The organism is Paraburkholderia sp. DD10, assembly GCF_049177125.1.
GTDB lineage: Bacteria > Pseudomonadota > Gammaproteobacteria > Burkholderiales > Burkholderiaceae > Paraburkholderia > Paraburkholderia terricola.
The window spans coordinates 89,846-103,164 of the sequence record NZ_CP185394.1 but is presented as its reverse complement, the minus strand read 5'-3'; the positions used below and the strand labels follow the sequence as shown (position 1 = coordinate 103,164).

7 protein-coding genes and 2 pseudogenes are annotated in these 13,319 nt (G+C 60.9%); 3 read left to right on the top strand and 6 right to left on the bottom strand.

All coding sequences use genetic code 11. The features are described from left to right. Positions 1-84 precede the first annotated feature (84 nt). The 3 genes from ACOCG7_RS34220 to ACOCG7_RS34210 form a co-directional block, all read right to left on the bottom strand. A complete protein-coding gene (locus ACOCG7_RS34220) occupies positions 85-708 on the bottom strand; it encodes a hypothetical protein (protein WP_421381084.1) in 624 nt (207 codons plus the stop codon). A 1,330-nt stretch (positions 709-2,038) separates the two neighbouring features. Beyond that, positions 2,039-3,913, bottom strand: a complete 1,875-nt coding sequence (locus ACOCG7_RS34215) for a hypothetical protein (protein ID WP_421381081.1) — start codon at positions 3,911-3,913, stop codon at positions 2,039-2,041. A 671-nt stretch (positions 3,914-4,584) separates the two neighbouring features. After that, positions 4,585-6,672 (bottom strand): hypothetical protein, encoded by a 2,088-nt coding sequence (locus ACOCG7_RS34210; protein WP_421381078.1) that lies wholly within the window; start codon positions 6,670-6,672, stop codon positions 4,585-4,587. A 362-nt stretch (positions 6,673-7,034) separates the two neighbouring features. Between ACOCG7_RS34210 and ACOCG7_RS34205 the strand changes: the two genes are divergently transcribed. From ACOCG7_RS34205 to ACOCG7_RS34195, 3 genes and pseudogenes are all read left to right on the top strand, one after another. Continuing rightward, positions 7,035-7,658: a glycoside hydrolase family 25 protein gene (locus ACOCG7_RS34205; RefSeq protein ID WP_421381075.1), complete on the top strand. Its 624-nt coding sequence runs from the start codon at positions 7,035-7,037 to the stop codon at positions 7,656-7,658. Between the two features lie 48 nt (positions 7,659-7,706). Then, a pseudogene (locus tag ACOCG7_RS34200) lies at positions 7,707-8,386 on the top strand (DNA polymerase Y family protein); the annotation flags it as partial. 6 nt (positions 8,387-8,392) lie between these two features. Further along, positions 8,393-10,629 (top strand): annotated as a pseudogene (locus tag ACOCG7_RS34195) (PHP domain-containing protein); the annotation flags it as partial. A 281-nt stretch (positions 10,630-10,910) separates the two neighbouring features. Here the strand turns inward: ACOCG7_RS34195 and tnpC are convergent. The 3 genes from tnpC to tnpA are packed head-to-tail and all read right to left on the bottom strand — an operon-like array spanning position 10,911 to position 13,318. Next, entirely contained in the window at positions 10,911-12,497 is a 1,587-nt protein-coding gene (tnpC, locus tag ACOCG7_RS34190; RefSeq protein ID WP_091809974.1) for an IS66 family transposase, read from the bottom strand. A gap of 30 nt (positions 12,498-12,527) precedes the next feature. Beyond that, positions 12,528-12,872, bottom strand: a complete 345-nt coding sequence (gene tnpB, locus ACOCG7_RS34185) for an IS66 family insertion sequence element accessory protein TnpB (RefSeq protein WP_079503813.1) — start codon at positions 12,870-12,872, stop codon at positions 12,528-12,530. After that, positions 12,869-13,318: an IS66-like element accessory protein TnpA gene (gene tnpA, locus ACOCG7_RS34180; RefSeq protein WP_411829499.1), complete on the bottom strand. Its 450-nt coding sequence runs from the start codon at positions 13,316-13,318 to the stop codon at positions 12,869-12,871. Before tnpA ends, tnpB begins: the two co-directional genes overlap by 4 nt. Position 13,319 lies beyond the last annotated feature (1 nt).

Sequence of the window (13,319 nt, the reverse complement as noted above, 5' to 3'; positions counted from 1 at the left end):
ACTTCTGGCATGCATGACAGCAGTCACCGCGAGCAGACTGGGGCTATACGGATCTGGCCACACGTCGGGGTTCGGGTCCAGGTTTCAGGCGCCTCGCGCCTCACCGAACGGTTGCGCGTCAGCTCGCCGACCAGCTGGGGACTCCGTTCGACGCCCGAGCCACGCCTTGCGCTTTTCTTCAGCGTTCGCGATGAAGTCGGACAGTTCGCGCTCAATCGCTGAATCCCTGGCACCCGGCTTCCACGTTGCGGCTCCGTGCCGCCGGCGCGTGGTCCGTGCAAGTGCCAATGCTGCCATCGCAGCCTTTGCACATTCGTATTCAACCTGGCCACACAGGCCGTTCGGCTCACCGAATTCGCGGCAGGCTTCCACATATTCCCGGGCGGCGTACACCGTTGCCGGGTACTCGCGGAGTTCCGAGATAGCCTTGCGGCTCAGGACGTGCCACTGAAGCTTGTCCGGATAGGCAAAGACAGGGACGGACACGCCCTGGCTGGCGTCGCGGCTCATCGGACCGACCGGCTCCGATGCCGCCCAGGCGGCCTTATGCATCATGGTCCGGCAGGTCCGGGCGTAGCTTTCCAGCGATAACGCAAGCTCCAGTGCAGCGTCGCGTCGCTGACGGCTGCGCTTCCTGGCATCCCTTGCCGAGATCCACGCGAGCGTGATGACAGAGCCGACTGCCCCTGACGCCAGCGCCAGAATCATCGGAGTGTTCCAGTCAAGTCGCTGGAAATATTCAAGCCATTCCTGCCGCATACGATGCGCCCCGGAGAAAGAGGTGCACCGAGTATAAGCAATCGTTGCGAAGTATTCGGAGCAAAAAACGCGGTGTGTGTTTTTTCGACAAACGCTTCGATGGGGCGATGCGCATCTTGACGGACTGCGCCGAACCAGGGCACTCGTCGCCCAGCACCAGGAGAGGGCGTCAAAAGATTGAGACCGGTCCGCTTCCGGAGCGGACGGGTAGCAACGTTGGTCCGAACGGATGCAATGTGTCCGCGTGCTGCCGATCCTGGCAAGCACCGTTCGATGCTAGACGATCGGCAAAGTTCGGCCGACACCCGCAGTTCGTAGTGGGCCGCCGACCTGCCAACTTTTTTCGCGGGTAGTCCGATGTCGTCGAGTATCCGATCAGTCTCGTCAAAGGTTAATGTCACTTCGCCACCGTTCGTCGCCCGCCGAGACTTCACCCATGATGAAAACCGGCGTCCAGGCCACGGATTGAGCCGGTCACCTCGTGGAGGCCCTCCCTGGCTGGCTCGCTATTTACAGCAAGGACACCTATGCTCGGACTACAGGGGCAGAATGTAGTTAGGTCCGGGCTGGGGAAAGCCCGGGCGCTGCGTTTCACGTGAGATGGATTATCTGAGCGGAGACCGGCGGCCGTGGATTATCTTGGACTGTTCTGCCTAGGCGCATTCGTCGGATCGTTCGCGGCAGCGGCGTTTCGGAGTTTTAGTGCCGACGGCGACTGGCTGAAAGTGCTGGCTTCGGTTTTGCCGGCTATTTTCGCTGCAACAGTGTTGCTGGTGGTCGACAAATTTAATAATTCTCCGGCGTTCGGCTGTTATCCGCTCGGACTTTTGGTGGCTTTGCTTTGGCTATATTCGGACAGGGCGATAGCCCGTATGAGCGGAGGTGACTCACGGGCGGCAATGCTAGGCGTGGCCCATCTGTTGGTAGCCCTACTTCTCAGCATCGTGGCTTGCATCTTTGTTTCTGTTCCAGCATATCGGCAGCTGTATACTCAATCGCCCAGTGGTGCCCTTGCCCAGCAGGCTGCCGCCGTACAGTCCGCGGGCAACGCCGCCACTGCTAGCGGCAATAGCATCGCTGGGGGATGCTCGTGTCCGGCCAGCGGTAGCAGCCCTCCGGGATGTACTTGTTACTAGTCGTATCTGACTGCGCCACCGGGCCGACCGCCTGCGAGATCTCAGACACGATTTTCGTCGACCGGGCGATCGGCCCACGGCGGTCGAGGGTTTAAACGCAGCATATCAATGTTCACGCCGCGCGAAATGCCGGCTTCTGGAGTTCACTTGGTAAGTCCAGAAACTGCTGCAACCAGGAATAGGCCGATTATCCATCCCGCGAGCTTGTGGATATAAAAATAGTATCTGGCCTTGCCTGACGCTTCAATTTTGGAGTGCCTCTCGCGCAGCTTAATGAACGGGATAAACGTTTCGAAACTGTAGGCAAGTCCGTACGGCATTGAATTTTGGTATGCCGCTTCCGTTTTCCTGAATACCATCGCGCCAGCAATAACGAAAAAAATGGTCCAGCCGACCGAGAGCCAAAGTCGATAACCGTATCCGATCGTCGCCCAGGACATCCACAGAAGGACGCAATCGACGACTTTATGGTTCGCGCATTGCTGGTTGCGCAGCTGGTCCTTTTCCTTGATTCCGACCGCGGTAGCGGCGTCCAGTTCGCCGGAAGCCGTAAGATAAGCTCGGACCGCCTCGTATGGCTGAGGGCTGAAAGGTCTGGCCGGTGCAAGAGAAAGCCAGTATGGATACCATTCGACGGGAGGTAACTCGCCTGGCAACGACTCGCCTGGGTCCGACCAGAGTGCGCCTTCCTTCGATACGAACGCCTTGAAACTCAGGTTCCGTATCTCTATTTGCTTGGGCCACAGCGCTTTCACCCGGGGACCGTAGAACGTCCCGATCTTCGCGTTATCGAGAAACAGCGTTGCATCCGGTCCCCATCTAACGGCGGCACCGCTGCGACCTTTGGTCCCCTCCCTTGCCAAAATCAGCTGGTTTGCTATCTCGGAACCGCCGAGATCCAAGACAGAATAAAACGTTGACCCAGTGATTTCCAGGCTCCCGCCGATCAGTGCGCTGCCCAGACCAACGTAACCACCGAGATCGTGGCGGCGAGCCGAGTCGGCATCGGAAAACTCATCATTGATGAGCTTCAGTGTCGAGGCGAAGTGCGCGCCTTCGAAATTGACGTTAGCCAGCTTTAACGCATCCGTCACTTCGGTGTCATCACACGACGCTTTGCCCTGCACGCCTAAGTGTGAGCCGGTCAACGTGACTGCACTACTGAACTGTCCGTTTCGAAAATCGAGTAGATACGCCGACAGGCCGTCTACGTAAGCACTTCCTGCGACCCTCGCATCTTGCAAGCTTACTTTGCAAGCAACGACGCCGAAGACATGGAGGTTACCGTTGATTTTGGAGCCAGTGGCATCGAGCACGCCGTTATAAACGGGCATCATACGACCGGCGCCTGTAAACATCGTAAGAACAATGCGCACATTGTCCACGGTAAGGCCCTCCATATAGAGACTTTTCACTCGTACATTGTCCAGCTCAAGGGATCCGTTTATTACAGAGTCGGCCATCGTCACCATCGGCAGAGTAACGTCTTTGAACGAAAGCCCGGGCAGCGACAGTCGATCTAGACGAATCTCCGAATAGCTCGCGACGTCAACCGAATCAACTTCCAGCTTGTGGTTTGGAATAGCGTTTTTGTAGCGAGGACTGGCCAGGATATCGCGGATAAACTGCGGGCTCACCGAGACTAGCCGTCGAAGGGAGTAGGAAGAATAATCAGGAGCAACAGGAAGAAAAGGAAGCGCAGAAAGGTACGGATAAGACCTTGTTTTTTCAGACTTCGCGTTGGCTTGGGCCTGGCTACTCCAGGCGTCGAGGAGAGGAGGGCGGCGGAAGGGAAGAGGAAGACGGGAGAGAGCGGATGATGCGGGATCGTAGAAATCCGCAGACTTGCCAGAGCATATCTCGTTCCATAAAGAAACCTCACGAGCCGTCCAATATGCTTCGTGTTCGGCGCACACCTTGTCGTAGTCCGGCGAGGCCGTCGCGCACGTGCCGAGTGAAGGAGCCAGTAGTATCGCCAGGGCAAGTAATACCCCAAGGCGCCGTCGTGCAGTTGCCATGTGCAACCTCGCCAAGGACGGTTGATGGCTGTCGCTTCGCATGCTTCGTGCACCCTCACCTGCGAATGGGAGTTTGTTCAGTAAGCGTGAGACGAAACGCAAGCAGCGTCGAATGAGTATCGGACTCGAAGCAAAGACATAAGTGTAGCCGCAATGTGTGCTCGCGCAGTAAGCGCTTCGGCCTCCTGGATCTCGCGGAACCTGGCGTTGATAACGCTCGACGGGAACAAGCGAACGCAGATGCATGGAGATCGACAGGCCGCGGAAAAGAACCCGGGGCGCCCGCGATTCTGCGCGATGTCGTTTCGGTCGGCGCATGCTCCTGGCTCTACCCGGCCCACGTCGACTTCCATGCCATTGGCCAGCGCGTGCGAGCCGAACGTGTGTCGCATCCAATGCATGCTGGCGCGTAGCAAGGTGGCACGCGTGCGCTCATCCGGCGCCGACTCGGCTGCGCGCCGGGAAAACCCTTCAGCTCAGGCTCGGCGGCAAGGAAGAGCAGTCCGCGCGCCGGCAGCTGCGCAACCTGCGGCTGCCCCGGCGCCAGTTCCGGATTATCGCGCGCCTGCAGCGCATCGTCGGATGAAGAAAAACGACTCATAAGTCACCAGGAAGAGTGTAGGTAGGCGGTTCAGCAGGAGATCAAGGCGGCGAGCGAAAAGCGAGAGCCGTTATTTCTCGTTCTTCTTTTGGTTCTGCGTTGCAGAGTAAGCAAGAACCGCAACGGGACCGAAGGCTGCTCGCACCACGGCCTTTATTTCCTCAGCGCGTTCCTCGCTAGTCCAGATGATGTCCTTGAGGAGAAGAACGCTTCCTATGCTAGCAGTGCCCGCCGGCGGCGCCGCTTTTGCGCCGCTCACCGGAGGCTCTATTTTGCCGCTCGCGCTTGCCCCACTTCTCTCAAGAGCGATGTAATCGATGAGGGGATAGGCAACGCTTACGCTGCGATTTAAGTCGGCTAGCTCCGTCTGTACCTGAGCGAAGCCGCTTTTCATAGCCGACAGCGCATCAGTGGCTATCGAGTGCGACAGATTGCCCAGCCGCTCGGCAATGCCGCCATCAGTTTCGGTAGTCGCAGACGCGGTCTTATTCCCTGCGTTCTTAGTGAAGTCGGCCTTGGTTTTCTCCTTAAAGTGCGAGAAGTCAAACCACTTGAGCACCGCCGCGACCGCCGCGCCGATCCCCGCCACGCCGACTCCCGGTGCGACTGCATCTGCCGCAGGTTTCTGCCCGATCAGTAATACCAACACCGCGACGACGACCATAACGGCAAGGATCGCCAGCGGCCAGAAGAACCCCCTCGCCGCAGAAAAGACCGATTCAATCGCCTCACCTGCCTCCTTGGCAATATCCTCCGCCGCCTTTTCCGCACGGCGGAAAGCCTGAGACATGTCCGCAGCAAGGCCGCCCTGAATCTCTTCCCACACCTCGTTCACCAATTTCTGGGCGACGCTCTCAGTGGAGAACGCTTTCATCGACTGCTGGCCGCAAATCAGCGTTCGCCATAGGTTGACCTGCTTTGTCAGTGCTAGCCGCATCCCCGCTGACCACTCGTAGCGCTTACCGTACTCAGCGACATAGGCTGGGAACTCCGTCGTGGCGCTCTTCTTCGCATCCGGCACAGCGTCCAGTGTGTTAACAACCGCGCGCCGCCAGAACTCGAGCCCCTGCTTGATCGCACGGATCGATACGCTCGGCAGCTCGGGGTCTGTAGCGCCAGGTTGCGCCGCCCCGACGCCGGTCGGCTTTTCCGCCAGATATGCTTCGTCGAGCTTTGAACTAAGCGCCACGACATCGTGTTGAAGACGAATGATGAAATCTTGCCTGAACGTGTTTTCCCACACCCGCCTCACGTCATCATCGCGCGCGGTGTCTTCGGCAGCCCTCTTGCGCGCGACGGGAAGACCTTCATTGCCTTGCGGAACAGGCATGTGCCCGCGCAGCTGCGGCAGCGAGCGCTCCCAGTCCAACGTTTCGTTAGTGATTGTCCATGAAAGGGACGCCATCGAGCGACCCGCCTCGTAGGCAATCGACTCGAGTTCATCGTTGGGCAGTATTCCCCCGGCATAGTAGTGCTCGCGGAGAAACCCGTCCCATGCGTCAAGAAATTTCCTAACGAGGACGGTAAGCTCATCTTTCGGATCAGCGCCTGGCGCTTCTTGAGCGACCGCGCTAACGAGCGCGCTCTGTAGATGTCTGATCCGATCACTGTCCAAGCTGTCATTCGGGTCGACGTAGAGCAGCGCGAGACAGTTGATTGCCCGCCGAGTAACGTCGTAGAGCTTAAAGCTCGCGAGCTTCACGTTGTCGTCCCGCGCGTCCAAAAGGCTGAACTGCGTGTAGTCAGGGTCGTCCGCGTCTGGAAACAGGTACTTTGGGAGCGCTTCTTGCGGCGCGTAGAAGGTCCTGTCGGTACCTATCAGTGGGAATACCTGGGAATGCATCAACGCTATCTTGGATAGCGAAACACGCCAGAGGCTCGCGACGCGCATTCCCCGCTGCTCGACCTCCCAGCGCTCCGCCTTGATGCGGCCTTTCAGCTCGACAAGGTTCCAACCGAGCGCGAACGCCCGCCGCACCGCAGCAAAGATTAGGGAGCCGTCGCCGTCTCTATCGGTCGCCGGAGAAGCAGCCGGCTGACGATCGCTAGCTGCTGACCCCGGGGACGCGGGACTTTCAGCAACGCCTGCAGTGGCCTCATGAAGCTCGTTCGCCGCCGAATTCGAAGCCTGAGACTCCGCACTGTCAACTTCAGCCATGCCGCCTCCCGCTCATCGGGGCAAAAGGTCGAACGACGCTCGGGCACGAGCCCTTCACCGAAGTCGCCCGAAATCCTTGGATGAAATTTAGGTTGGCTAACAACGAAGTCAAGTTCGGCTCTGATGCCGTTGGCCAAATCGGTTCGCTAGCCCACACTTCACTGTCGAAACTAACTTCTAAACGCGGTCGGCGACCTACCATTCAGTCCGTTCGGCGCCTTAGCGGCGGGCGTTCGTCCGTGTGTTGAAAATCGGAGGCAGGATCGTCTTTCGGCCACGTGCCAGGCGGGGCTTTCCTCAATGCCGCTCTTACCCGTAAGAAGCCACTTTTGGCTTACCCACTGCTCAGAAGCGAGGCAGACATGTTGAATGGATACAACGCCGTCGTCGACATTTCTCATCACAACGATCCCGTCAACTTCGAGGGACTCAAAGCGGCAGGCATCGTTGGTGTAATTCACAAGGCCACCCAAGGGCTCATTTCAAGGGACCAGACCTATGAGGACCATCGTGACGCCGCGCAGAAGGCCGGTTTGCTCTGGGGCGCGTATCATTTCGGTACTGACTGCGACGGTGTGCAGCAGGCCGTCCACTTCATCGAAACCGTCGGCGATACGAAGGAAACGATGCTGGCGCTCGATTTCGAGTCAAACCCAACCGGGCCCAGTATGAGCCTGGAAGAGGCGCGGGCTTTCGTCACTCACGTACATGTGGTCACGGGCCGTTATCCCGGCTTCTACTCTGGGCACACCATCAAACAGCAGTTGGGCACCAAGAACGATCCAGTGCTCGCCAATTGCTGGTTCTGGCTTGCGCAATACGGGCCCACGCCCGTTGTGCCACCTAATTGGACCAAGTGGACGCTATGGCAATACACCGATGGATCGCTCGGGCCGGAACCCACGAAGATCCCAAACGTCGGTCGCTTCGACAGGAATCTCTTCAACGGATCGGAGGCAGAGCTGAGAGCCTTCTGGAAAAAATAGGCGGCCGGCACGTCGCCAGCGGCTCGCTCCGCGCCTCCTTGCCAGACCGGCTGGCTGTCGGCCCGACAGCTTGCGATCGCCGATTTGTGCTTGAGCTCGAGCATGAGCGCGGCCGCGCGGCGGTGCCGCCGACGGCAATCGAAGTTGCCCTCGCGGAACCGACGTCGCGCGAGGACCACCTCGTGCGTCTTCTGAAAGGACGGCTGGGCCGCGTCGAGCTGGCCGCGCCGGTCATCGCCGTTCGTCTCGACGCGAAGGAGGTGCGCGAAGCGGACGCGCCGAGCGAATCGCTGTTCCCGGAGCCTGGCGGTTCGCCACAGGATCATGCGCGCTTGATGGAACTGCTCGTCGCCCGGCTCGGCGCCCAGAATGTCACCCGGGCGGCGCCCGTTGCCGACCACCGCCCCGAGGTCGCCGCGCGCTGGCTACCCGTCGGCGAGACCGTCAGGTCCATGCCGCCACCGTCCGGCCTTCCGCGGCCGACCTGGCTGCTCGACAGTCCGGTGCAGCTCATCATGCGCGGCCACCGTCCGTTCTACGGCACCCCGCTGCGCATGGTGTCGCCGGCCGAACGTATCGAGGGCGGCTGGCAGGACGGACACCTGGTGACGCGGGATTACTTTGTCGCCGAATCCGGCGATGCGGTGCACTACTGGGTGTTCCGTGAACGCACGGGCGCGCGCGATGATCGCGAGCCGCGCTGGTTCCTCCACGGCCTGTTCGGGTGATCGTCCATGGCGCCAACTTACGGCGCACTGCCCGACTATGCGGAGCTTCAGTGCGCGTCAAACTTCTCCTTTCTGCACGGCGCATCCCACGCCGAAGACCTCACTGCACGTGCTGCGCAGCTGGGCTATGCTGCACTGGCCATCACGGATGAATGTTCGCTGGCCGGCGTTGTTCGTGCCCACGTCGAGGCGAAGAAGGCCGGTCTGCCGTTCATCGTCGGGTCACACTTCCATCTGACCAACGCCGACGGCACGCCTGCCCTGTCATTCACCGCGCTGGCGATGACACGCGAAGGCTACGGCAACCTGTCCGAGCTGATCACGCTCGGCCGCATGCGCGCGCACAAGGGCAGCTACCGGATTGCCCCCCTGGATCTCGCGCACCCCGAGAAGCCCTTTGGGCACCTGCGGGGACTGCCGGACTGCGTCGCGATCCTGTCACCGGACTACCCAGCCGACAAAGAGAGGCTGGATACGCAGGTCGAGTGGTTCGCCCAGACCTTCGGCGATCGCGCGTGGATCGCGCTCACGCTGCATGCCCGGGCAATGGATGACATCCACCGAGGTACCGTCGAACACGTCGCTGCGCGCCACGGCATTCCCGTCGTGGCGACCGGCGCACCTGTCATGCACGTGCGTTCGCGCAAACCACTGCAGGACGTGCTGACGGCGATCCGGGTCGGCAGACCGGTCGCCGAGTGCGGCTATGATCTCGCGTCCAACGCAGAGCAGCATCTGCGATCGCGTCTGCGACTCGCCCACCAACCTGTACCCGCAGCGGATGCTTGAGGAGACGCTGCGGATCGCGCACCTGTGCACGTTTTCGCTCGACGAGCTGCGCTATGAATATCCCGACGAGCTGGTGCCGGCCGGCCATACACCCACAAGCTACCTTCGTCAAGAAACCTACATTGGTGCGCATCGCCGCTGGCCGGGAGGCGTCCCCCATCAGGTGCAACTGCAGATCGAACACGAACTCGCGCTGATTGGGGATCTGCGCTACGAGCCGTACTTCCTCACGGTCTACGACATTGTCCGGTTCGCGCGCAGCGAGGGCATCCTTTGCCAGGGGCGCGGGTCGGCGGCCAACTCGGCCGTCTGCTTCGCCCTGGGTGTGACCGAAGTGGATCCCGCACGCTCCTCGATGCTGTTCGAGCGGTTCATCTCGAAAGAGCGCGGCGAGCCGCCTGATATCGATGTGGACTTCGAGCACCAGCGCCGCGAGGAAGTCGTCCAGTACATCTACCGCAAGTACGGGCGCGATCGCGCCGCGCTGACGGCTGCGGTGACAACATACCGCCCGCGCAGCGCGCTGCGCGAATCGGGCAAGGCACTCGGCGTGGATCCGGCGATCGTTGATCGCGTGGCGAAGGCCCACCAGTGGTTCGATTCGAGCGGCGATCTGCTGAACCGCTTCGCCGAAGCTGGGCTCGATCCCGGGTCGCCGCTGATCGCGCAGTGGGCGAATTTCGCGGCGCTGCTGCTGGGCTTTCCACGACATCTGTCGCAGCACAGTGGTGGCTTCGTCATCAGCCGCGGCAAGCTGTCGAGGCTGGTGCCGATCGAGAACGCCGCGATGGCCGACCGCTCGATCATCCAGTGGGACAAGGACGATATCGAGGCGCTTGGCCTGCTGAAGATCGACGTGCTCGCACTCGGCATGCTGTCCGCCATCCGCCGCGCGCTCGACATCATTTCAGAAAAGCGTGGCGAACCGTTCGAACTGCAGGACATTCCTGCCGAAGATCCCGACACCTACGGGATGATCCATCTTTGCGCAGATCCAGGGCTTCGGCGAATATGGCTTTCCGGAGAGTCACGCAGCGAGCTTCGCGCTGCTCGTCTACGCGAGCGCGTGGCTGAAGTGTCATGAGCCGGTCGCGTTTCTCGTCGCCATGCTCAACAGCCAGCCAATGGGTTTCTATTCGCCCTCGCAGCTCGTGCAGGATGCCAGGCGCCACGGCGTGAAGGTGCTGCCGGTCGACGTGACGCTCAGCAACTGGGACTCGGCAGTCGAGGGCAGATCGACTCGCGCGCCGGTACGCCTCGGCATGTCGCTGGTGCGTGGCCTGAAGGAGGAGGCCGCCGCGCGCATCGAGCTCGCGCGGGCTGTTCGGCCCTTTGCCGATGTCTCCGATCTGGCACGACGCGCGCAACTCGAAAGCAAGGACCTGCAGGCGCTCGCGGCAGCCGACGCGTTACGCTCGCTCGCCGGCGACCGGCGCGCAGCTCTGTGGCATGCGGTGGCTGCGGTACCGGACCGGGATCTGCTGCGCGGCGCGACTGATGACGACGCGACGCCGGTCCTCGCGCCGATGACGGAAGGCCAGCAGATCGCCAGCGATTACCGGACCCTCGGTCTGACACTCGGCCGGCATCCGCTGGAACTGCTGCGCCCTCGCCTGCTCGACCAGCGCCTGCTGCCGGCGTCGACGCTGGGTAAGCGTCGCGTGAGGGCCGTTGAGAATTCTCTGGACAAGCGTCGAAGAACGCGGCGGGCGCATCGTGCCGCTGCCAGAAGGGATCAAAGCGAGGCAGGTGTAGATGGGCGGAGATGCTTTGCGACGTTCCAGGGCAATAGTTCGTCGATGCGATTGGCCTGGTGATCCGCAATGTGCGTGAGCACGAATTCCAGGTAGGCGCGTGGATTGATGTTGTTCAATTTGCACGAGCCGATCAGGCTATACATTGCGGCGGCTCGCTCACCACCGCTGTCGGAGCCCGCGAACATAAAATTGCGCCGACCAAGGGCCACACAGCGCAAGGCATTTTCGGCGAGCACGTTGCTGATCTCGACGCGGCCGTCGTCACAGAACAGCGTGAGTCCATCCCAGCGGTTCAGAGAGTAGTTAATCGCTTCGACCAACGGTGCCTTCGGCCAAAGCGTCGCGAGTTTCTCCCTCATCGACATCTCGAGGACCCCGAGCAACGGGTTGCTCTTTTCTTGCCTGACGCGTCGCCGCTCATCGGGTGGTTTGCCGCGGATAGCAGCCTCGATTTCGTAGAGATCGCCGATCATGTCGAGCCATTGCTTCGTGGTTTCCGACGGGGCGGTCTCATGGACGTTGAAGACGTATCGGCGCGCGTGATCCCAGCAAGATGCCAGGCGAACCTTGCCCCTTTCGATCAGCTCGTTGAAGCCGGCATAGCCGTCCGCCTGAAGGACGCCTTCGAATCCGGCAAGATGGGTCTGGGGGTGCACGCCTTTGCGGTCCGGCGAGTACGCGAACCAGACAGCAGCGGGTTCGCTCGAGCCAGAGCGTCGATCATCGCGCACGTAGACCCACAACCGACCGGTTTTGGTTTTCTTGTTGCCGGGCGCGAGCACGGGGATCGGCGTGTCATCCGCGTGGAGCTTCGCAGCCGACATCGTGTAGCGACGCAGCGCTTCAGTCAGCAACCGGCAGAGTTCTTCGCATTGCCCGACCCAGCGCGCCATGGTGGCCCGATCGAGACGGACGCCGTCGCGCGCCGCGATCTCGGATTGCCGATACAGCGGCGTATGGTTCGCATATTTCGAAACGATGATCTCGGCCAGCAAGCTCGGATGCGCGATGCTGCGCTCGATTGGCAGCCCCGGCATGGGACGTTGCCCTATATGGCCGCAACTGGAGCAGATCCGTTTGCGGCGGATCGTGCGGATGACCTTGAACATTGCTGTGACGCGCGCGAGTTGCTCGGATACATCCTCGCCGAGCAAGTCCATGGCGTTGTCGCATTTCGGGCAGATGGAGTCGGGCTCGAGCACGCGGTCTTCGCGTGGCAGATGGGGCGGCAGGGCTTGCTTTGCGGATGCCGCAGACGCGCCTGAACTTGATGCACGAGCGCGCGCACGGCGAACATCGGCAACGCCGCTGCCCGCTGCCAGATCCTCAAGTTGGGTTTCGAGCCGATCGATCTGCCGGTCTACCTGCTCGGATTTACGACCGAAGTGCATGCGCCTGAGCTTGTCGATCTGTGCCTTCAGGCGCTCAAGTTCCTGGTCCCGCTCAACAATCTCCCGGTCGCGTTCGGCGATCTCCTGGCGCATCTTTGCCATCGATGCCTGCTGCTCGAGCACCAAGGCGTGGAGCTCGGCAACGGTTTGCGGAAGCGGCGCATGGTCAGGCATGCGCTGCAGTTTACGAGCCTTCGATGCGGTTTACAACATCGACAATGCGGCCGTACGACGGGGTTGTCTCCAATCGATGCCTTCCAGCAACATCGACAACTGCGCAGACGTCAGATAGATCTTGCCTCCATCAGCCTGTGGCCAGATAAACCGTCCGCGCGAAAGCCGCTTCGCAAGAAGCCATAGGCCGTCATCGGTTGCCCACAGAATTTTTACGAGATCGCCGCGACGCCCTCGAAAAATGAACACATCGCCGCCGAGCGGATTCTCTTGGAGTGCCGTTTGCACCTTCGCGGCAAGGGCAGGAAAGCCGCTACGCATGTCGGTTACGCCCGCCGCGATCCACACGCGCGTACCCGTTGGCAGGCCGATCACGATCGCACACTCTTGAGCACCGTACGCAGCGTTTCGGCGTCAACCACACCATCGACCTTGATCACCGCCCGGCCAATTCGAACTTCAATCGTGCCGATGGTCCGGGTTGGCTTCACCGTCTCCGGTTCGACCGAAGATGTAGGCGTGATGGCGACCGGCGCGTCGCTCACGACCGTCACCGGAACAAGTTCGGTCGTCCCGGCAGCTTGCTCCGCACGGTAACGCCGCCGCCACTTGAACAACATGTTCGCGTTGATGCCATGTTCCCGGGCGAGTTTCGAAACAGAGACGCCTGGTTCACATGCAGCCGCGGCCAGGCGACGTCGAAGCTCTGGGCTATGGTTCGGTCTGCCTTTACGTGTTCCCGACGTTGGCTTCTCTTCTGATCCCAAAATGGTTCCCGCTACTCGAAATGGTGGGAACCACTTTGGCGTCTCCGATTGCACA